The sequence below is a fragment of the uncultured Thiocystis sp. genome, from assembly GCF_903866365.1.
Taxonomy (GTDB): Bacteria; Pseudomonadota; Gammaproteobacteria; order Chromatiales; family Chromatiaceae; genus Chromatium.
The window spans coordinates 1-21,529 of record NZ_CAIPNF010000194.1; the positions used below are offsets into that span (position 1 = coordinate 1).

Sequence of the window (21,529 nt, forward strand, 5' to 3'; positions counted from 1 at the left end):
AGAACAGCATGCATGTGTACGGGGTGGATGCGCAGGGGCGCCAGGTGCTCAGCAAGAAGGTCAGCCGCGGGAAGTTGAGCGCGTTCATGGCGAATCGCCCACCGTGCCTGGTGGCGATGGAGGCGTGCGGCAGCGCGCACCATTGGGCGCGGGTGTTTCGTGGCTTTGGCCATGAGGTGCGGCTGATCGCCCCGCCGTTCGTCAAACCCTTCGTGAAGTCCAATAAGAACGACGCGGTCGATGCCGAGGCGATCTGCGAGGCGGTGCAGCGGCCGAACATGCGCTTTGTGGCGATCAAGACGGTCGAGCAGCAGGACATCCAGGCGATCCATCGGATGCGCAGTCTCAACGTCGAGCGGCGCACCGCCCAGATCAACCAGGTGCGTGGTCTGCTGTTGGAATACGGAATCGAGATTCCCCAAGGGCGCGCGGCGCTGATGCGAGGCCTGCCCGAGATTCTCGAGGACGCCGAAAACGGCTTGAGCGAGCGATTTCGTACCGAACTCAACCGCCTGCTTGAGGAGCTGCGCCATCTCGATGAGCAGGTTACCCATGATGATACCCAGATTCAGGTGATTGCCCAGAGCGATGAGACGGTCCAGCGGCTGATGACGATCCCCGGCATCGGCGCCCTGATCGCCACCGCCCTGATCGCCGCCGTCGGCGAGGACGTCGGCCTGTTTCGCAACGGGCGCGCCTTGGCGGCCTGGCTTGGGCTGGTGCCGCGACAACATTCCACCGGCGGGCGCGAACGCCTGCTCGGGATCAGCAAGCGCGGCGACGTCTCTCTGCGTCAGTTGTTGATCCATGGGGCGCGTGCCGTCATGCGCTGGGTCGAACGCAAGGAGGACGCCACCAGCCGCTGGGCGACGGCCCTCAAAGCCCGTCGTCATACCAACGTCGCCGTCGTGGCGATGGCCAACAAGATCGCACGGATCGCCGATGCCGTGATGGTCACCGGCCAACCCTACGACCCAGCGGCCGGCCGGCCCCTCCAGGCCGCTGTCTGAGACCGGCGAAACGCCGATTTCGGGGGATGAATCACGACCTGGCGGTCGCTACAACCGAGTAATGAACACCGAACACTGAGTACCGAGTACCACGAGTTGCGAAGAGTGAACATCACTGTGATGGCATGAAAGGCACGGCCGGCCTTCCTGAAAACCTGGTTTACCCATCAGCCGGCTGAGCCGAGACTGTTAGGATGATAAGGACGGGAAGGCGCGCGAATTCCATCAGGGCACGAGGGTCGGCGACGACACCTCAAGATGCCGGATAGATAGCTGCAACGTCCCCTTCTGTCAGAAACAGCGGTTTTCCTCTTGCATCGCGGGGCGGACCATAGATGGGTTGAGCGGCCACGGTACGACACTGTTGATTGGCACGGACGCCGACTGGCCGTGAAACCCATCGACCACCGCTCCGACGCTGGATCGAATCGCCCTCGATCAAGCTCGGTCGGGCGGAACGCGATCACGGTTCCGCCCTCTCGGTGCGATTGGGACGGCAGCTTGCCCTTCGGACATCCGCCCGACTGGGTCCGACAGATGCCGGTATTCGTCAATGTCAGTTGCCCACGCGCGCAACGTGACGCGGCGCCAGGCCGCGAAGCGTTCGTTCCAGTTCCGGGAGCAGCGGCAGAAGCTGCGATCGCTCGTTGGAAGGTGCCTCCAGGACCACCACGGCGATCGGTAAGGTCGTGAGGTTCTGCTGATAGGGAAGGTTCTTGTCGGCGGTGATGAAGGCGTCGAATTCCGCGGCGGCCGCAGCGAGCAGCCTGCCGTTCTTGTATCCGCTCCAACCCATCTCGACCACGGTCTTGACCGAATGCCCGGGCAGATAGGCGCGCAGCCGTCGGGGCAGCGATTCGTCAAGCAGCAAGCGCATCGACGAACAGCCGCTCGCGCGCCGCCTCCAGCACGGCCACCGCCACCTCGCGACTGACGGTAGGGAAGTCGTCCAGGAACTCACCCAGAGACGATTGTCCTTCCAGGTAATCAAACAAATTTTGCACCGGTACCCGAGTCCCGGCAAAACACAAGGCGCCGCTCATCACCTCGGGGTCGCGGCTGACGGTTGGCAAAGGCATGAAAACCTCCCGGTTGCAGGTTCACTCGGTGGTGCGGGGCGGGGTAGAGCCAGTGTTCGCCCCCGATCGGTTCTCCCAATTCAGATCGCGGTCGCAGATCAGCGTGCGTTGCGACAGTGACATGTCATGGGTTTGACCGCAATTGGAATATCGGGGACGTACCACGATAAATCGACTCGGCCACCAAGCTCGGAGCAGTCGCAGCGACAAGGGTACTGTCGAGCGCCTCGCGGTTGGCGTGGTTGGCGTGATCTCCGGTCATCCTTGGGATTCGATGCGAGGCAGCCAATAACCTGGACGTTTGCGATGATGGGCAACCGCCGTGATCTGCAAGGCGTCTCCGACAACCCGAAAGAAGATTGCGAAGGGAAAGCGGGAACGTCCGATGCGTCTGATCCCCGATGGATGCACCAGGCACCAAGTTTGGGGGCGTTCCACCGCGAGTTCGAGTGCGTGCTCGAACTCCGCGATCAGGGCGGCACCGAGACCGCGTTGGCGGTCTTCATCGAAACGAATCGCGTCCAGGTATTCCGCCTCCGCACCGGGCAGGAAGCTGTGCCTCACTTCAGCAATGCCCGCGCCTTAGCCGCTACGGCCTCGCCGGGAATCGTCTGCACCAGGCCGGCATCGCACGCGTCGGCCCGCCGGGCGCTTTCTTCGCCCCATAGACGGTCGAATTCGGCATCATTCGGTTCCTCCAGACTCAACAGCAGCCTCTGAGCGAGCGCGGCCCGTTGCTCCAATGGGAGAGTGAGCGCCGCGGATTCAAGCTGTGAAAAGTTCATGGTGACTCCTCGACAAAGTTTGAGGCGACGAATCGCATCGCTTCAAGTCAATGCCCATGTCGGGCACACGAAGGTAAAACCGCTAACGGTTGCGCCTTCCTGGGATATCGAAATGATAGCGGGTCGCCCCGCGGACATCGACCGTACGGACCCTCGGTGATCTCAGCACTCCCCGATGGCCCAAATTCCTCGTCCGTCTTCGATCCTTCGGTCAGCTCATGACGCGGGACGAATGGGAGATGATGCACGACGGGTATGGTTGGTCTGGGTTTTTCGCGCCATCCAGCCATACTAAGAGCTTCCGATGCTGTTGGTTGCCATCTGCCACCTGACAACGGCCACCTGACACCTGACAACGGCCACCTGACACCTGACAACGGCCACCTGACACCTGAAAACTGCCACCTGACACCTGAAAACTGAATCGCCATGAAAAATCCCACGATCCGCCAAGGCCACGGCCCCTTCCACGCCGACCAGTTGCGTTCGGGCGATCCCTATGAACTCTCCAATGGCCATCCGATCCAGTGTCTGCCGACCGGCGGGCGCGGTTCCAAGGCCAATCTGATCGGCGGGCTCGTGCTCGGGACCGATCCCGACGTGGAGTCCGCTGGCGTCGACACCGGTTACGCGCCCACGCCGGGCACCCTGCGCGCGCCGGATGTCGCGGTCGGCAATGTGCCGGACGCGCCGGGCTGGGTCGCAGGCGCGCCGCCGCTGGCGCTGGAGTATGCCGACACCGGCCAGGACGACGCCGATCTGGCGCTCAAGATCGCCGAACTGCTGGCCGCCGGCACCCGTTTTGTCTGGGTGGTGCGGCTCACCGGACCGCGGCGGGTCGAGGTCCATGAAACCGGCCAGGCGATGCGCGTCTGCTATCCCGGCGACTGGCTCGAAGCCCCCGGCATCCTGCGCAACCGTTTCCTCGTCGAATCGCTCTACGATCCGCAAGCGGCGGCCACGGCGGCGCTCCGCAACCTGCTGCAACGTCAGGGTTACCGCGATTTGGACGAGGTGCGCGGCGAGGGCCGCACCGAGGGCAAGGCCGAGGGCCGCACCGAGGGCAGGGCCGAGGGGGCGGTCGAGTCACTGCGCGGCGCCGTGCTCGAGGTGCTCGACGGTCGCGGGATGATCGCCGATGCCGCCACGCGCGCTCGCCTCGAACGCTGCGCCGATCCCGCGCAACTGCGGCACTGGCTGCGTCGGGCCGCGACCTTGGACGACGCGGCGGATCTGTTCGATGCCTGATCTCGGTCGCGGGCGGGGCGCTGGTCCGCCCCGCAAAGAACGCGGTTCACTCCGGGCGCGATTGAACAAAGGGCCGCAGGGTCAGCTCCCCGCCGGCCAGAACCAGTTCCATATGCCGCAGATACGACATGCCGAGCAACACCTGCTCGCCCTGCAGGTTCGGCAGCACGGTCGCCTTCACCCGGCTGGCGACCAGGCCGCCGACGTCGACGCTGTCGAGTTGGGCGGACCAGCTCTGGATGTTGCCGTTGCCGGTCTTGCTGAGTCCGCCCGAACGCAGCTGCAGATTCAAACGTAGCGCCACCCCGTAGGGCATGGCGACGTCGACCGCGCCCGTGTCCACGAGAAATTCCACCGGCTGGCCATTGATGCGCCCGTTGGCGACATATTGGTTGACGTGATTTTGTTTCAGCACGACCCGCGGAATCCCCGAGGCATCCGGAGCGAAGGCGGGATTGGGGTTGGGGTTGGCGCTACGGCCCGTCAGGCTGACCATCATCAGCAGCAGTACGCCCACGAGCATCAACAGCGAGACGGCGACATAGTGTTTGAGCCACGCGAGTGGCTTGAGCCAGGTGACGGGCGCGAACCGAGGATGATTCAATGTTCTGTTTCCAGGTTAGGGACGGTGGGCGAAGTCGGCGCATCGGCGAGTCCGATCCGTTCCGCCAGGGTTAAAAAGTCGGCGGGTTCGAGGGCCGGCGCGCACAAAAAACCCTGAAATTCGTCGCAGCCGGCGGTCAGCAGAAAGTCCCGCTGGTGGTCGTTCTCGACGCCCTCGGCGATCACCCGCAGCTTGAGGGCGCGCGCCAGATTGATCACCGCTGTGGCGATCGCAGCGTCGCTGTCGTCGTCCGGGAGGTCGCGCACGAACGAACGGTCAATCTTCAGCCGGTGGAGCGGAAAGCGATTGAGATACGCGAGGTTGGAATAGCCGGTGCCAAAATCGTCGATCGCCAGCCGCACCCCGAGCGCGACCAGTGCGTCGAGCCGGACCAGGGTGTCGTCGACGTGCTGGATCAGGATCGACTCGGTGAGTTCCAGCTCCAGCCGACCCGGTGGCAGGCGGCTGTTTGCCAGTAATTGCGCCAGGGACTCGACAAAATTCGTCTGCTGAAACTGCACCGCCGAGACATTCACCGACATCGTCAGTTCGATCCCCTGAAGATGCCATTGCTCGCCCTGGCGGATCGCCTCGCGCAGCACCCAGTCGCCAAGGGCGACGATGAAGCCGGTTTCCTCGGCGATGGGAATGAACTGGCCGGGCGAAATCTCGCCCAGCTCCCGATCATGCCAGCGCAGCAGGGCTTCGACGCCGATTACCCGGTCCGTGCGCAGATCGATCTGCGGCTGGTAGGCGAGTCGGAAATCCTGCTGCACCAGTGCCTCGCGCATCGCATGATCGAGCTTCATGCGGTTCAGCAGATCGACGTTCATCTGTCGCTGATAGAAACGGAAATCGCCGCGTCCATGGTCCTTGACATGGTACATCGCGCTGTCGGCGTTCTTGATCAGATCGTCGAGGGTCACCCCATCCACCGGGTACAGCGCGATGCCGATGCTGCAGGTCAGCGAGAACTTCATCTCGTCGATCGCGAATGGCTGGGCCATGGCATCCAGCAGCCGGCGCGCGGTCTGTTCCGCGCCGTACCCGTTGGCCTGGTGGAGCAGCAGCACAAATTCATCGCCGCCGAGTCGGGCGGTGGTGTCCACCTGACGCAGACATTGCGTGATGCGTTGCGCCACCTCGACCAACACGCGGTCGCCGAAGATGTGCCCGAGCGAGTCGTTGATCTGCTTGAACCGATCGATATCGATAAAGAGCACGGCAAAGCTGGTCCGCTCGCGTTGCGCGAGCGTGATGGCGAATTCAAGGCGCTCGGCGAAACGGATGCGGTTGGGCAGGCCGGTCAAGGCGTCGGTATAGGCGAGCTGCTCGATGCGCTGGCGCGCCGCCGCCGCTTCGGAGAGATCCTTGACGAATCCGACATAATGAAAGGGCGCCCCCTCGGCATCCAGCACCCGAACCAGCGAAACCAGGCACGGAAACGTCAAGCCCGCTTTGGTGCGTTGCATGATTTCCCCCTGCCAGAAGCCGTCGCTGGCCAGTGCCTCCACGATGGCGCGGTGGGGATGGTCGCCGAGCCAAAGATGGAGCGACTGGGTCAGCGTCTGTCCGGCGAGTTCGGCCGAGAGGCAGTCGGTCATCCGCTCGCACGCCGGATTGACGGCCATGATCCGAAACTCCGGATCGGTGACGAAGATCGCGTCGAGGCTGGCCTCGAAGACCCGGTTCGCGAGCGTGAGGCGCTTTTCGTCGGCCAGTCGCTGGGTGATATCGCGAAACGAATAGACACGGCCAATGGGGTGCCCGCGCGCGTATTGCGGCAGGGTCGCCCGCTCCAGCACCTTGCCGTTGCGCAGCACGAGCACATCCAGCGCCTCAAGCAGAGGGTCGTGGCCGATCGCGCCGATGCGCGCGGCATACTCGCCGGGATCCAGCACCGAGCGCGCCATCCAGCCATAGACCCCGGCATCGTCGCGTTCGGTGAGGAGCGCCTCGGGCAGGTTCCACATCTCGGCGAAACCTTGGTTGAAACCGCGGATCGCGCCGTCGAGAGCGGTGACGAGGATCCCGTCGGCGGTCGATTCCAGGGTCGCGCGCAGTTCGGCCACCAGTTTTTCCAGTTCGCTCTCGACCGCGCGACGTTCGCTCTGGTTGGAGATACCCACCACATAGAAGGAGGGACCATTGGGGTATTGCACCCGGCTGACCCGGCGCAACACCGTCACCAGCGTGTTGTCGTGACGGCGCAGCATGGTTTCCGACAGCAGGCGGTCGGTTTTCCCCGCGGCCACGTCTTCCCAGAAAAACACGTCCTCCGGGGTGCAGGCCAGCTCGATCACCGGCCGTCCGACCAGACTGGCGCGCGTTATTCCCAGCAACTCCTCGGCCACGCCGTTGACGGCGACGATGCGCAGCTCGAAGGGATCGACCAGCCAGACCGCCTCGATCAAGCCCTCGATGAGCGCTTGCCAGAGGCCGATGCCGTTGGCGGTGTTCCCGGCGTCCGAGACGTCGGACGACCGTTGGGGCAACCGGCTCATCGGCTCCTCCGGAGATCCAGCGGATTGCGCGCGCGCTCGCTCGAAGAAATAGCACATGCGCTGGCCGGGCGAGAGATAGTCGAAGACGGCGCGCGGCAATTGCTCCGGCTTCAGGCTCAGGCGAATCCCCAACTCGGATTCCTCTTCGAGATCGACCACCAGGGCATCGTCGCGCGGGATCCGCGAATCATGAATCAGCACCCGCGGCTTCAAAGGCCGCGACGAGTTCACCGAGACCACCAGCGCATAGCGGTTATCGGTGAGCGTGACCATCGAGCCGGGCGGATAGACACCCATCATGCGGATGAAGACGCCGAGGATGTCCGCGTCGAACTTCTGCCGGGACTGCGCGAACATCAACGATAAGGACTTGTGCGGGGTAATCGCCGCGACTGGATTGGCCGGATTGCAGAGATTGTCGTAGTGATTGACCAGCTCCAGGATGCGCGACGCCTGCGTCAATGCCTCCCCGCGCAACTGTCGCGGAAAACCGCTGCCGTCGACGTATTCGTGATGTTGGGCGATGATCCTGCACGCCTCCGCCTCGATGCCCATCCGCGCCGCCAGTTCGACCCCGCAGTCTACGTGCTGCTGGAAGAGTTTGCGTTCGGCGGCGTTGAAACCGTCGTCGCGCCAGCGTAAACGCTCAGGCAGCTCGATTTTACCGATATCGTGCAGCAAGGCGCCGAGTCCGAGCAGTTTCAGCGCCGCGGCATCGAGCCCAAGACTTTTGCCAAGCAGCAGCGCGATGACGGTCACGTTGATCGCGTGCAGCGAGGATTTTTCGCCGGCCTTTTCCGAGAGCAGGCGAATAAAGCATTCGCCTTGATCGAGCAGCGTGCCGACCAGGTCGTCGACCATGACCTCGGCCCGCTCCCGCGCCGGTTCCGGGTGGGTTTGAACGAGCTTGAGGATGTCGCGGAAGCTGCGCGTGGCATCGGAAAACTCGCGCTCGCAACGCGCCAGGCTCGCATGCTGGGCGAGCAGGATCTGGCGGCGCTCGGCGGCTGGCGAACGCTCCTCGCCAGCGGTTTCGGCCGCTGACGAGGCGGTGTCGGGCGTCGTCAGGTCGCTGCGTTCCGGCGACCAGCGCAAGCGCTTCAGACCCAGACCGCGAATCGTCTCGATCTGACTGTCCGAAACGATTTTGAAGTTATTGAGGGCGAATGGGTGTCCGATCCAGCCGAGATCCAGATAGATGTACATGCCGACGCAGAGTTCGTCGACATCGATAAATTGGGCTTGGGTATCGCTCACGTCTCAAGTGCCTGTCGGTGCCCCGTGTGATTTCATGGAAATCGATCATGCATCCGGTTGCTACTGTACGGCAAGTCGAACGCGGCGTTGGATTGGACGCGCGGTCCGGTCTCCAAGGCCGGACGCCGACCGTGCATGACGCGCCTTTCATTCATGCTGGCGCAGCGTGAGCGTATTGCCGCGCTGAATCAGTTCCAGATGCTTGAGGTAACTCATGCCCAGCAGCACCTCGCCGCCCGGCATGTTCGGCAGCACGCTCGCGCGCACCCCGCGCGCGACGAGACCGCCGAGGTCGACCCGGTCGAGCCGGGCGCTCCAGGTCTCGACGGCGCCGTTCGCGGTCATGCCGACGCCGCCGGGGCGCAGCGGCAGGCGCAGACGCTGCGCCAGATCCAGCGGGAGCGCCACGTTCGTCGCCCCCGTATCGACCAGAAAGCGCACGGGCACGCCGTTGATCGAGCCGCCCGCGACATAATGACCGGCGCGGTTGCGTTGCAGCACCACCTGGAGCACCCCGTCCCGCGCCTGGCTCAGGGCCGGCTCCGGGTTCGGGTTCTCCTGCCGCTCGATCATGGATTGGAAGAACAGCGCCAGCAACGCAAGCCCGGCGATCCAGGCACCAAACAGCATCGCCCGTCCGATGCGCGAGGGTAGATCGTCGAGGTTTGGTGGCGGGTCATTCATCCGGGTTCCAGGATTCTTCGATCTGGCGTCGAGACAAGGATCGGAAAGACGAACAGAATCGAGCAAAGATCATTCATTGCAGATTCCTCCTAAATGATAAGAATGCACCGGTGACCGATATCGGCGAGGGTGCCAACGCCCCTTCCGAAAAGCAACCATTGCGAGCGAGGCATTGCGAATGTCATTCCCCCCAGTTCACTACCGGGTCGTCGGACAGGACGACTATATGCTCGACATCACCCTGAATTCGTCAGGGGATTACCGGATCGATTGTGGCGATCACACCAGCCACAAACCGCGTCAGGATCGACTCGACGAGGCGAGACGCGCCGAGCTGCTGCGTCTGCTGGACGATCTGGGCGCGCCGCGCGAACATCCAGCCCCGCCGGGTGCCGCTGGTTTCATGGCTGAACTGACGGTCGGCGATCCGCCAGACCAGCGTTACTATCGTTTCTGGGAAGGGGCGCTGGACGAGGAGCCGGATTTGAGGGCGTTGGTCCGCGCCCTGGAGGTGATTTGAATCAAGAAGTCAGGCGCCGATAGATCTCCGTCACCTTCAGCGGCAGCCGGGCGACATCGCTGACCACGGCGAAGCTGGCCGGGCCGTAGAGATGCGGCAGATAGTCGGCGCCGGTCTCGTCGATGGTGATGCAGAAGGGATGCACACCGGCCAGACGCGCCTCGAAGAGCGCCTGACGGGTATCCTCGATGCCATAGTCGCCCCGGTATTGCGGGTCGTAATCGTCCGGCTTGCCGTCGGAGAGCGTGACCAGCAGCCGAGTGCGGGCCGGCTGCGCCTGAAGCAGCCGGGTCAGATGCCGGATCGGCGCGCCCATGCGGGTGTAGTCGCGCGGCTCGATGCCGCAGATACGCGCCTTAGCAGCCGCGTCGTAGGGCTGATCGAAGCCTTTGACCGGATAGATCTCGCAGCGTTTGCGGCCCCAGCCGGAGAAGCCGTGGATGGCGAAGCGGTCGCCCAGCGTCGCCAACGACTCGGCGAGCAGGATCAGCGACTCGCGCTCGGCGCGGTTGATCCAGCCCTTGGTGGAGCCGGACATATCGACCATGAAGAGCACGGCGATGTCGCGCTCGCGCCGGTCCAGCCGGGTGAAGAGCCGGTCGGTCATCTCCAGCCCGGCCTGGACATCGGCATGGGCATCGACCAGGGCGTCGATGTCGACCTCCTCGCCATCGGTCTGGCGCCGCAGACGCCGATCCTCGCCGCGCAGGATCTCGAAGGTGCGGCGGATGGATTTGATCAGCCCGCCATAGCGACGCAGGGTCTCGCGATAAAAACCCGGATCGCCCGGCTCGATCGTCTGTTCGCGCAGCACGCACCAGTCCTTGCGGTGATGCCGGCGGCGGTGGTCCCACTCGTCGTAGAGAAAGGCGCCGTCCTCGTGATAGGTGCCGGCCCAGGCCGACTCGGGCTCGCTGTCGGCGTCGCCCTGATGGGGCCGATAGAGCCCCGGACCGGCCGCGACCAGGTAGTCGGGCGGGATCTCGCCCAGATCCTGGACGATGCTCGCCATGGTCGAGACCGCGTCGGGCGGCGGCGCGACCGGCTGACCGTCCAGGAAGAGTTCATAGCGGATGCCGTTGGGACCGTCCGGATCCGCCAGCTCCCGGGCGGCGAGACGCGCGCGGGTCTCGGGCAGGGTTTCGGCGTCCGGTCGAGCCTCGCCGGGCGGGCTGCCGTCCCGGTCCTCGATCAGCCGGGCGAGCGCGATCCGGAAGGCGTTGCGTTCCGCCGCCGCGCGCTTCGCCAGGCAGGCACGCACCGCATCCGGTTGCAGGATGCCGGCGTAACAGCCAGCCTCGGCCCGTCCGCCGCCGGACTCGCCCGCGAGACGCAGGCTGTCGCGCACATCGGCCTGGGGCCGAGCGAGCGATCTCCAGGCGGCATCGGTCCGGGAGTCGTCCGGCTCCAGCAGACGCCGCAGCGCCAGCAGGTCGCGGTGCAGACCGGGGAAGTCGCGGGCGATGCAGGCATCCAGACGCGCGGTCTCCAGCGCATGGAAACGCGGCAGATCCGCGTTGACGAGCCGGCCCGAGTCCAGCGCCTCCAGCAACCAGCCGCCGCGCCAGGTGCCGTACCAGTTCTGCGCCCACAGATGCACCGTCATCGCCTTGTAGAGCCGGAAATTGGCCGACCGGTCCGGCAGCCGACCGATCACCGGTGGGAGAAAGAGGGTCTCGGTATCGGTGAAGCACTGAACCTCGGCGGCGATTTTGAGCGACCGGCCATTGAGTCCGCACACGAAGTGCTCCAGGATCCCGGCGCACTCCTCCAGCGCCTTGCCGCTGATCCGCTCCTGACGATGCGCGGCAAAATCGGCGGCCGCCTGGAAGGCGCGAATGGCCGGCATCTGACCCTTTTTGTCGTAGAGGTCCATGGCGTGGAGCAGCCAGGATTCCACCGCGTCGAGTTCCATCAGGCGCATCGCCGCCGGCGCATGGGCGCTGAACTGATAGGCGAGTTCGGCGTTATCGCGCGCGATCACCGCGCCCCAGTGCAGCACGAAGCGCTGACGCGCCCGGTCGAACGCGGCCAGATCGCGCGCCGGTTGCGCCGCCGTGCGACGCGAGGACAGCGCCGCGTCGAGGAAAAGATCCAGACGCTCCTCAAGCTCGGCGGCGGTCAGACTGAGTTCTGAAATGGGCATCGCGAGAGGGCTCCTAGAATCCAGTTGTCCGCCGGCGGGTGTCCTGAAACGCCTGAGTCGCCGGCATCAGGCCACACGCCGCCAGTCCGCGCGGATCAGATTGCGCGCCGCGCTGCCGAACACCAGCCCCACCTCGAATAGGCCGCGACCGGGGGCGCCGCGGTATTTCTCGCTGTAGCCGCGCGCCTGGATCTGCGCGAGCGCCGGATTGGGCGTTTCGGTGCCCGCGCCGTCCGTCGCCGCGCCGCGTTCGAGCTTGAGTTCCATGACATAGGTATAACCGGCGATCCGCACCGTCAGGTCGACCTGACCGTGATTGGTCAGATCTTCCGGAACGATCAGGGCGTTCAGGCTGGCGAAGAAGGCATAGAGCACGCTGGCGTAGTAGCCCTCGGCCTCCGGCAACGCGTTACCGGTGAAGTTGCGCCAGGGGATGGCGGCGAACAGGCGTTGGATGGCGGCGATCAGGCCATCGAGGTCGCCTGCGGTCAGGGTATCGTAGAGCCCCTCCTGAAACTGGAAACGCTGTTCCTCGATGCCGGCGTAGCCGCTGATGAATTGATCGTTCAGGGCCAGACGCACCTCCCGGTTCGGCACGCTCAGTCGAAAGATCAGCCTCCCGATGCGGGTGTGGGTGCCGGCCACGGTCAGATAACCGCTCTGAAATAGCAGGGTGATCGGGTTGATATGCTCCACGTCGAAAGAATCGAGAATCTCCTCGCTGACCTCGATCCGTTCCAGGCTCGGGAGGAAATAGCGCTGTTTCTGGAAGAGCTTGATCAGAAAACTCGGGCTGCCGGTCTCGAACCAGTAGTTGCGGAAGCTGTGGCCCTTGTCGATGAACAGCAGGATGTCAAACGGATTGTAGACCGGCTCGCCGAGAAAGCCGTAGCCGTTGTACCAGGCGCGAAGTTCGTCCCAGTCCACGCCGGCGAGATGCGCGGCGAAGGTGGTTTCCAGATCCTGCTGGGTATAGCCGCACAGAGTCGCGTAGTGGGCATCCAGGGTGATGTCGTTGAGCTGATTGAGCCCCGAGAACAGGCTGACCTTGCTGAACTTGGTCACGCCAGTCATGAAAACGAAACGCAAATGGGCGTCCTGGGCCTTGAGTGCCGAGTAGAGGTTCTTCAACCCCTCGCGCAGTTCGGCGGCGACTTCGGGGCGGTCGATGTTGTCGAGGATGGGTTTGTCGTACTCGTCGACCAGTACCACCACGGGCTGTCCGGATTGGGCGTGGGCGCGCTCGATCAGTTCGGCCAGACAGCCCGGAAGGCTGCGATTCTCGCAGACAATGCCGAGGCGGCGCTGATTCGCGCGCAGATGTTCCACGAGCGCCTCGTCGAGTTCCGCGCGACTTCTTGGCACCCCGGCGGCAAAATCCAGCACAATCACCGGATAGCGTCGCTCCCAGTCCCAGCGGTCGTGGATGAACAGCCCGCGGAACAATGCCTCGTCACCCTCGAACAATTCCTTGAGGGTGTCGACGAACAGACTCTTGCCGAAGCGCCGCGGGCGCGACAGGAAATAGGCCTTGCCGCGATCGATCAAGGCCAGCGCATGCTGGGTCTTGTCGACATAGGTGGCGCCAGACTCGATGATCTGGCGAAAAGTCTGGACGCCGATCGGCAGCGGAGGCAGCTTGGCGGTCATGAGCGCGGTTCTCGATGGCTGGGCTTAACGACATATTGGGGCAAGCTGACCGATGACGCGACCTCTCAGGCGCCGGACAGAGATCGGTTCGCCAGCGGGCACTGGCGGGTGGGAACTTTCACTGACAACGCCTAACGTCATGTCCGTGTGGCGGTTGGCTGTCACTCCCACCCTGCCAGATCCGCCCGCAGGATCCGAACCCGGCGCAGGATGGCCTCGCGCTTCAGATTGAAGATCACCATGCCACCGGTAATGGTGGCGCCCAGTCCGATCAGGATCAATGCCCGGCCGATGCCCTGGTCCGGATAGAACTGGACCAGTTGCCCGACCACATTGAACATCAGGAAGACCACGCCGGCGTAGAGGAAGGCGCGGATGCGCAGCGCGATGCCGAGCAGAATCCCGAGGAAGGCTAGGGCGAGCGCCAGCACGAACAGGCTCAGTTCCGGTCGCAGGAAAAGGTCCAGGGCGGCCCCGGCGTAGAGCGCGCTCAAGGCCGTCAGTCGGGCGCCGTTCAGGACGCTCGGCCGCAATTCGGCGCGGTGCAGATGCAGCAGCGCCAGCACCGACACTGCCGCTGGTGCGATGTAAAACTGCCAGAGTTCGTAACGTTCGGCCCATAAGGGTGCCCACAGATAGACCGCGCCGTTGAGCGCCAGCACCCCGAGATAAAGCGCCCAGGGATGGCGCAACCGGCTCGCCAGCGTCAGATAGAGCACGGACGCGGCGAGCAGGGTTCCGCCGGACCAGCCCGAGGCGAGTTGCAGCGGCGTGGTAGCGACGGCCAGGATGGGCAGCAGCAGGGCGAGACGGTAGAACGGCCGCGCGCCGCTGAACTGGTGCAGCAGCAGCGCCACATAGGCGGCGGTCATGAGAACCGCCGTATCGCCGACCGTGAAGGGCGCGAATCCCAGAACCACCAGTCGCGCGTAACCCGCCAGCAGTCCCAGCAGCAGCGCCGCGAGGTCGATCCAGCGCGGCGCGTCCGGCCGGCGCCAGGCCCGGAGCGCGGCCCAACCGGCCAGGAGCAGCAGTGCCGCGCCCGCCGCCAGCGGATCGGCGTGAAGGCCGAAATGCCAGGGCGATGGCTCCCAGCCAGCTTGAAACGACAGTACCGCCCAGGCATGCCAGCTCAACCAAATCAGGCCCGAAACCAGCAGCCAGGGACGCAGGTCGCCCACGACCCGTCCCAGGTCGGATAACCGGATGAGCCGATCCCGGTTGGCCTCGGCATGGGCGTGGGCGTGGGCGGCGTTGATCGTCGTTTCGTCCTGAACCGATCGGCCGATGGTCCGCGCAGCGGACCCTACGGTAGGGTCCGCGCAGCGGACCGAGCGGCGGCGGTCAAAACGCAGGTCAAGGCTATCGTCGACCGGGCGATAGGCCCGCGACTCCAACCACCATTGAAACCTCGACAACGCGAGCCACCAGACAAGGGTCTGAGCGGCGAACCAGGGCGAGAGGCCACGCATCGTCACCAGCGCGAATGACTCCGCTCCAGCCAGCCAGATCGCATCGCTCGCGATCAGCGCGAGCGCGAGCCCGATGGTCATCCAGACCTTTTCGCCCCTCCACCAGCCCCCCGCCAGCATCGTCCAGGCTAGCGTCATGAGCGTCAGTGTCACCGTCCACCCGTCCAGGTCCGGCTGGACGAACAGCAGGGCGATCGCGACCGCGGGCAGCAGGTGCAACCAGAGATTCAGCGCCTCCCGCCAGCGGTCTGAACTGCGTGACCCGTCGCGCCAAGCCAGCAGCAACGCGCCATTCCACAGAGCCACCGCCAGCGCAAATTGGCTTGGTGGCATGGCCAGCTCTCGCAGCGCCACCCCGATCAGCGTGGTCAACGCCAGCAAGAACAGATGAGCCTGCAACCGGCCCGCCTGGCGTCTGAACGCATGGCCCGCGGTCAGTGCCAGCAGAAAGACCACGCCCGTCGATACCTGGTCGCCGACCGCCAGCGGCGCCGGGGTCAGCCACCACCCGCCGACCTTAAGCGCCAGCGCCGATGCCAGCAGGACCAGCAGGACCAGCAGGGCGAACGGGCTCCAGAACAGCGGTGTTGCCAAGTCAGCGCCACGCCAGCCCAGTGCGCTCGCCAGCCGCGGGCCATGCCGTCGCCACAACGTCCCCAGCAGGAAAAGCAGATTCAGCCAGAGCAGCGCCAGCGTGATGCCCAGCGGTTGCCAGGACAGGATGCCGGTCGCCAGCATCCCGCTCCCCGTCAGCGCCGCCACCGCCAGCCAGGCCATGCCCGGCCAGGCGGTATTGCGCAACAGGAGCCAGACATACGGCGTCAGCAGGGCCAGCGCGGCGGCGGGCGAGAACTGGCCAGCCAGGAAGCCGACGGTCACTCCACCCAGCACCCCGGCCAGTCCCAGCAAGGGCCAGAGCGCTGGCGTCACGGCCCAGTCAGGCCAGCGGGCGTTCCAGCGCGGCAGCCATCGATTGCCACCGAGCCACAGCAGATAGCCCCAGACGATGGCGCCCCAGGCCATGCCCTGAAGATTCCAGCCGGCGCGCGAGACGACACTCAGGATCAACCCGCCCAGCAGCAGCGCCAGCATCGGGCCGCGCCAGTTCGCGGCGTTCGGCAAGGGTCGAAACACTGGGAAGAGTGCGAGACACAACAAGGCCAGCAAGCCAGGCAGGCGCGGATCCTCAACCAGCGCAGCCAGCAGCGCGCCCGCCAGCGCCAGCGCGTAGAGCAGTCCGCCGATGCGTGACAGCGGCGAACGCCAGTAGGCCAGTGGCGCGGTGCGTTGCGCGTACCGTCCAGGTTCCAGCCCAAGCGCCGCCAGCGCCATGACCGCGCTCAGAAGCACGTTGATCAGCGGTTGGCCCAGCCCGCACAGCATGACCGGACTCAGCCAGGCCGCGACCAGCCAGACCCCGACGGTCAGCGTCGCCAGGGCCGCCAGGGCCGCCAGGGCGTGCGGTGCCGAACGACCACGCCAGCCGGTCAGCACGAAGAGCAGCAGACTCAGCGCCAGTGCCGGCAGCCATTCCGACGCCGGCGATCCCAGCAGGGAAAGCCCGACGCTGGCCGCGACCGGAACGGCCGCGACGAGGAGCGCGCAGGCATGCAGGCTCGCGTCTGCCTGCCGGCGCCCGCCAGCGCCGCCGGGCACGGTGAAACCCAGGATCCCCGCCAACCGCCAGGCCGAGGGGCTCGCCAGCACGGCGACAGCCATCCGCCAGAACAGCAGCGCATAAAGGACAGCCCCCGCGCCCAGCCAGGGGAGCGTCAAGCCCAGGCGATCGCACTGGACCATCAGACCGGCCAGACCCAGCAAAAACGGCAACGCAACCCAGCGGAAGCGATGGAAGTAGCCGATGATCAACAGACCGCTCAGGACCGCCAATCCCACCACGATGGGTAACGACGCTCCAAACAACCCGCCATCCAGCAGCCGCAAACTCAGGTGCGTCAACCCGAACGCCCACAGCAGGGCCATCGCCCGTTCCAGCGGGACGCGGACGAGCGCGGTCAGCGGCGGCGCATCCGGCGACCGATCCAGGCCGATCATCAGCGAGCGGAGCGCCTGACGGTGACGGTCGCGCCAGTCGAGCCAGGTCAACCACGACCACAGCGCCAGCACCATCAGGAACTCGCTCGCTCCCGTGCTGGGGCCGGGGAAATACCCCAGCTTGATCAAGCCTCCGAGCCCGGCGACGAGGATCAGGACGCCATAAAAGAGTGTCTGTCGACGCAGACCCAGACTGAGCCAAAGCAACACCGCACTGGCAAGCGCCAGCAGGATGAGCGGATCCATGCGGCCCAATGGCATCGGCCAGAAGGTGGCTCCGCCGAGTAACAGTCCCAGCCCCACGCTGACTAGCGCACCGGAAAACCAGACGGTCCGGCTCGCGGACGAGGACCAGCGCGCGTGCAGCCCCAGACCGGTCCAGAGCGCCGCCAGCGTCAGCAGGCCGAAGGCGGTCCGCGCTTCCCAACTCAAGGGCAGCCAGACCGGCGCATAAGCGACCGCAGCCGAACCGAAAAGCACGACGCCGGCATCGGCATACGCCCAACGCGGATCGGCATCCGGTAAGGCCAGCACGTACCGGACAATTTGAGACAAGAGCAGCGCCGCCGTGAGGGCGGTGGCGAAACCCAGCCAGCCCGGCAAGCTCCAGAACAGACTCCATGCCGTGAGACCGATGAGCAATCCGCCGCACGCCAGCAGAGCGTGCCGGGCGATGGCCGGCGAGCGGGGAGCGATCCAGCGCGCCAGCAACAGCAGCGCCACCAGACCCGGCAGACTGGCGAGTGCATGCCAGACCGGCGGCAGGCGCGTCAGAATCCCGAACCCATAGAGTCCAGCCACGCAGGCTAACAGCAACAACAATGGCGGCAGGGTCCGGTAACGCCAGGTCACCCAGGCATAGAGGACCACCCCGAGCGCCAGGGTGAGCAGAATGGTCGGAGTCGACTGAAGCGACACGGCGATCGCCACCGCCGACAGCGCGTAGAGCGCGAAACTGAAGCGGGACAGAAAGGCGTATTTGTTGACCCAATCCTTGAAGGCGGCATCGACCGGGAACAGCAGCCCGCTCAGGGCCATCAGAAACGGTCCCGCATAACCGGGCGGCAGCGGTTCCGGCCAGAGCCAGGTCAGATGGACGAACGAGACGGTCGCGGGATAGACCAGCATCCCGGCGGCGTAATAGGTCGTCAGGCGCTGGTCGACGAACAGCCGTTGCAGCCATTCGCGGGCAAACCGCCACAAACCGAAGGCGAGCAGCGCCAGGAGCGTCAGATGCAAGGCTGCCAGCGCCGGCCAATCCGGCCAGATTCCGGCGAGCGGCGCGGCGAGCTGCACCGCCGCCAGTGCCGTCAGCAGCCAGGGATAGGGTCCGCGCAGCGCCCGATCCATGAGCGCGCTGCTCAGGGCGGCCGCCCAGGCAAAGCCCGCCAGGGTGAGCGCGGTCATCAGCAGGCTGACGATCAACAGGGTTCCATTGCCGTCGCTAGCGTCGATCAAGCGAACGGCCACCGCCAGATCCAGCGGTGCCAGCAGCATGGCGAGCGTCAGCAGCATACTGCTGGCGACCACCAGTTCCGACCCCTTGCGACGGAATTGATAGCCGGCCCAGAGCAGGAAGGCGGTCGCGCCGGTCAGGCTGGCGAACACCGTCACGGCATTGACGAACCCGCTGGTGTTGGCGATGAGAAAGAGCGCGCCGGAGACGAAACAGAAGGCGCCGATGAACCAGCCGATGTTCTGCGCCAGAAAGGGCGCGATCAGTGTCGGCCAGCCGGAGAGGCGTTGTCGGATCTTTTCCAGCCGACCCGGTTCGGCGGGTTGCCAATCGGCGTGGATTGGCGCGACGGATCTCGGTCTGGCTGGCGCGGGGTGACGTTTCGGCGGGTCGCGAGGCTCGGGAACGGTTGGCGGAGGCAAGACAGGGCGTTGGGCTTTCAGTGGCTCCAGATCGGAGAGATCCAGGGTCAAGGGTTCCAGCTCCATTGGTTCCAGGGTCAGCGCCGACGATTTGGCGAGCACGTCGGCGGCGGGCTGGATCGCGGCAACCGGGGAAGTCCAGGATGGTGCCGGTTCCGGCTCGGCCCTTTGCCAGGGCGGCGGTCCGGGCGGGGTCTCCATCGACTGCGTCAACAGGCTCCAGGCCAGCGCGCGCCGGGTGTGCCAGTCGCGGCTGTCCGGCGTTGCCCCGCCCGCGCGCAGATGATGCGCCAGCACTCGATCCAGTTCGCCCGTCAGTGGTCGATGCCGCTCCCGCGTCAGCTCCCCGGCGTCGGCCAGGCGATCCAGTTCCTGCCGCAACAGCAGCAGATTGTCCAGATCGTCCGGCGCGTAGCGGTGATGACCGCCACTGGCGCCGCCTCCCGCCGCGCCGGCTGGCGTGAGGCGTTGCGCCGCCGCCAACCGTTGGCGGACCTCCTTGAGACGCCGCTGGGTGACGATCAGCGCAATCAGGAGGATGACCGGCGCGACCAGCCACAGCCCCGCCGTCGTTATCAATAAGGTCCAGACCATCAGCGCCGCCTCCGCGGGAGGGAAAAGGAGCGTGCTCCGGACTCAATCCTTGCGCGTTTCCCGCTTGAGCGCCGCCAGTTCCGCCTCGACCTCGGTGTCGACTTCCATTTTCAGAAACTCCCGCTCGACCTGGCTGTACTCGCCGTACAGCTCATCGCGCGCCTCCATGCGCGCCTCCATCTCATCCACCTTTCCCGCTATGCGGCCAAAGGAATGATCGAGATCGAGACCGGTCTGAAACCGATCGTTGACCTGGCCCATCTGTTCGCGCGCCTGGGCCGCCCGTTGCCGGGCCACCAGGCTGCCCTTTTTCAGTCGGGCCTCTTCCAGCTTCATCTCCAGCGCCCGCAATTGGGACTTCAGCCGCTCGCCGGTGCGCTGGGCGGACTCCCAGGAGGTTTGCAGATTGGCGGCGATGCCGTCGTGCTCCTTCTTGCGCAGCAGCGCCTCGCGCGCGAGCGCTTCGTTGCCCGACTCCAGCGCCAGACGCGCGCGCTGGTGCCACTCTCCGGCCTGGCGGCGCTGATGCTCCAGTTCCTTGCCCAGTTGCTTCTCGCTGGCCAGCGCGTCGATGACCCCTTCGCGCGCACTGTTGACGTTTTCTTCCATCTCGCGGATGAGTTGCTTGATCATCCGTTCCGGGTCTTCGACACGATCCACCAGATCGTTGAGATTGGCGGCAAGGACATCGCTGATGCGCTTGAACAGACTGGCCATGAGACACCTCCGAAGCGTGATGACAGAGTGATGAACCCTGTCGAGTATAGATCGCAGGCTTTTATTTGAACAGTGTTTAATTAAAATCGATGGCGCACTTCGCGACCTGTGTCACGTCTCCCGGCGCTCGGATCGGAGCCGGCGTGCCCGTCAATCCAGCCCGGCGCAGAGCGCTTGCGCCCGGTCGCCGTCGAGAGGCGTTTCCTCTCCCGATGGCAGGGGGGCGGTCGGATCGCCGAGCCAGGCGGCGATATCGGCGCGGACCCGCGCGCCCTGCCGGTCGCGGGGCAGCATGTGCCAGCCGCGCCGATAGAGCGCCAGACGCAATCCGTCCCGGTCGCGTGGCAGAGTGCCGAGCAGTCGGCAAAAGGCCTTCCTCGGGATGATTTCGTCATGCTCGCCGTAAAGCAATAACAGCGGCGTCGGCACCTGAGCGGCGGACGCGCGCGCGCCGTCCATCAGGTCGGTGACGCCCCAGAGCGCGTCCACCCGCGTCGCCTTGATCGCCAGCGGATCGCGCGACATCGCCAGGAGCATTTCACGGTTGTCGGACGGACTCAACCGGACGCCCTCTCCGGTCAGCTTCAGCCAGGGCAGGGTTTGCATGGCCGCCCGCAACGCCGCGCGTTGATACCAGGGCATGGTGTCGCGCGACCAGACCGCGGGCGCGACCAGAATCAATCCGTCGATGGGCAGTGGACGCCGCGCCGCCGCCAGCATCGCGACCGCGCCGCCCATGCTTTCGCCGGCGACATAGAGCCGTGCCCGCGGGTGACGCGCGCGCAGCAGGGCGATCAGGGTCCGGAGATCCTCGGTAAGCGCCTGGTCACCATGCCAGCGTCCGGGTAGGGCGGTCGCGCCGAATCCGCGTTGATCGATGGCATAGGTGGTGATTCCCTGGCGCGCCAGATCGCTCGCCAGGGGCGCGAAGGCATGGCTGTAGTCGTTGAATCCATGCAGACCGAGCAGCACGATCGCAGGCTCGGTGGAACCGGACCAGACCCGCAGCGGCAGACGATAACCGTCAGCCATGATGGCATGGTGCCGATCCAGGCGGGGGAGGGCGTTCATCTGGCGGTGTCTGTCCTGAGCGGAGCCAAGAGGCGCGTTGACCTGGGGCGTGGCGCAGCCCGCCAACAGGGTAAAACCGATCAGCAGGATGGCGATCGACCGGATCAAGGTCATCCCCGAGGATCGAGCCGCCACACCTCCTCCGCGAGCGCGGTCAATCCGCGTCGGCGAAAATTGGGCGAGTCGTCGAGCGCATCGAAGCGCGTCAGTTCGGTGATCGCGTAGCGGTCGGCAAACAGACGCTCGACCTCTTCG

General features: G+C 65.4%; 15 protein-coding genes. 3 read left to right on the plus strand and 12 right to left on the minus strand.

All coding sequences use genetic code 11. The features are described from left to right. Positions 1 to 8 precede the first annotated feature (8 nt). On the plus strand, positions 9 to 1,010 hold the full coding sequence (locus tag QZY07_RS11080; RefSeq protein ID WP_295402461.1) for an IS110 family transposase: 1,002 nt from the start codon (positions 9 to 11) through the stop codon (positions 1,008 to 1,010). A 556-nt stretch (positions 1,011 to 1,566) separates the two neighbouring features. On the opposite strand, the gene QZY07_RS11085 is transcribed toward QZY07_RS11080, so the two are convergent. The 4 genes from QZY07_RS11085 to QZY07_RS11100 all read right to left on the minus strand — a co-directional run bounded on the left by QZY07_RS11085 (position 1,567) and on the right by QZY07_RS11100 (position 2,874). Beyond that, positions 1,567 to 1,887 carry a DUF5615 family PIN-like protein gene (locus QZY07_RS11085; protein WP_295402434.1) on the minus strand — a complete coding sequence of 107 codons (321 nt, stop codon included), beginning with the start codon at positions 1,885 to 1,887 and terminating at the stop codon, positions 1,567 to 1,569. Then, positions 1,871 to 2,089 (minus strand): DUF433 domain-containing protein, encoded by a 219-nt coding sequence (locus QZY07_RS11090; RefSeq protein ID WP_295402436.1) that lies wholly within the window; start codon positions 2,087 to 2,089, stop codon positions 1,871 to 1,873. The genes QZY07_RS11085 and QZY07_RS11090 overlap by 17 nt, the downstream gene beginning before the upstream one ends. A 258-nt stretch (positions 2,090 to 2,347) precedes the next feature. After that, positions 2,348 to 2,653, minus strand: a complete 306-nt coding sequence (locus QZY07_RS11095; protein ID WP_295402438.1) for a hypothetical protein — start codon at positions 2,651 to 2,653, stop codon at positions 2,348 to 2,350. Beyond that, the gene (locus QZY07_RS11100) at positions 2,650 to 2,874 is read right to left on the minus strand and encodes an addiction module protein (RefSeq protein ID WP_295402440.1); all 225 of its coding nucleotides are present in this window, start codon (positions 2,872 to 2,874) and stop codon (positions 2,650 to 2,652) included. Before QZY07_RS11100 ends, QZY07_RS11095 begins: the two co-directional genes overlap by 4 nt. A gap of 429 nt (positions 2,875 to 3,303) precedes the next feature. Between QZY07_RS11100 and QZY07_RS11105 the strand changes: the two genes are divergently transcribed. Beyond that, positions 3,304 to 4,122, plus strand: a complete 819-nt coding sequence (locus QZY07_RS11105) for a Uma2 family endonuclease (protein WP_295402442.1) — start codon at positions 3,304 to 3,306, stop codon at positions 4,120 to 4,122. 46 nt (positions 4,123 to 4,168) lie between these two features. Here the strand turns inward: QZY07_RS11105 and QZY07_RS11110 are convergent, their stop codons facing one another. The 3 genes from QZY07_RS11110 to QZY07_RS11120 all read right to left on the minus strand — a co-directional run bounded on the left by QZY07_RS11110 (position 4,169) and on the right by QZY07_RS11120 (position 9,171). Continuing rightward, positions 4,169 to 4,726, minus strand: coding sequence for a TIGR02281 family clan AA aspartic protease (locus tag QZY07_RS11110; protein ID WP_295402444.1), 558 nt, complete (start codon positions 4,724 to 4,726; stop codon positions 4,169 to 4,171). Further along, complete coding sequence (locus QZY07_RS11115) at positions 4,723 to 8,487, minus strand: EAL domain-containing protein (RefSeq protein WP_295402446.1); 3,765 nt, start codon at positions 8,485 to 8,487, stop codon at positions 4,723 to 4,725. The genes QZY07_RS11110 and QZY07_RS11115 overlap by 4 nt, the downstream gene beginning before the upstream one ends. Before the next feature lie 147 nt (positions 8,488 to 8,634). After that, positions 8,635 to 9,171, minus strand: coding sequence for a TIGR02281 family clan AA aspartic protease (locus QZY07_RS11120; RefSeq protein ID WP_295402448.1), 537 nt, complete (start codon positions 9,169 to 9,171; stop codon positions 8,635 to 8,637). A gap of 178 nt (positions 9,172 to 9,349) precedes the next feature. On the opposite strand from QZY07_RS11120, the gene QZY07_RS11125 reads away from it, so the two are divergent. Next, positions 9,350 to 9,691, plus strand: a complete 342-nt coding sequence (locus QZY07_RS11125; protein WP_295402450.1) for a hypothetical protein — start codon at positions 9,350 to 9,352, stop codon at positions 9,689 to 9,691. A 1-nt stretch (position 9,692) separates the two neighbouring features. Here the strand turns inward: QZY07_RS11125 and QZY07_RS11130 are convergent, their stop codons facing one another. The 5 genes from QZY07_RS11130 to QZY07_RS11150 all read right to left on the minus strand — a co-directional run bounded on the left by QZY07_RS11130 (position 9,693) and on the right by QZY07_RS11150 (position 21,388). Continuing rightward, positions 9,693 to 11,837 carry a hypothetical protein gene (locus QZY07_RS11130; protein ID WP_295402452.1) on the minus strand — a complete coding sequence of 715 codons (2,145 nt, stop codon included), beginning with the start codon at positions 11,835 to 11,837 and terminating at the stop codon, positions 9,693 to 9,695. A 66-nt stretch (positions 11,838 to 11,903) separates the two neighbouring features. Next, positions 11,904 to 13,487 carry an ATP-binding protein gene (locus QZY07_RS11135; protein ID WP_295402454.1) on the minus strand — a complete coding sequence of 528 codons (1,584 nt, stop codon included), beginning with the start codon at positions 13,485 to 13,487 and terminating at the stop codon, positions 11,904 to 11,906. Between the two features lie 161 nt (positions 13,488 to 13,648). Next, entirely contained in the window at positions 13,649 to 19,486 is a 5,838-nt protein-coding gene (locus QZY07_RS11140; protein ID WP_295402455.1) for a hypothetical protein, read from the minus strand. A gap of 42 nt (positions 19,487 to 19,528) precedes the next feature. After that, on the minus strand, positions 19,529 to 20,203 hold the full coding sequence (locus QZY07_RS11145; protein WP_295402457.1) for a PspA/IM30 family protein: 675 nt from the start codon (positions 20,201 to 20,203) through the stop codon (positions 19,529 to 19,531). Between the two features lie 150 nt (positions 20,204 to 20,353). Further along, the gene (locus tag QZY07_RS11150; RefSeq protein ID WP_295402459.1) at positions 20,354 to 21,388 is read right to left on the minus strand and encodes an alpha/beta hydrolase; all 1,035 of its coding nucleotides are present in this window, start codon (positions 21,386 to 21,388) and stop codon (positions 20,354 to 20,356) included. Positions 21,389 to 21,529 lie beyond the last annotated feature (141 nt).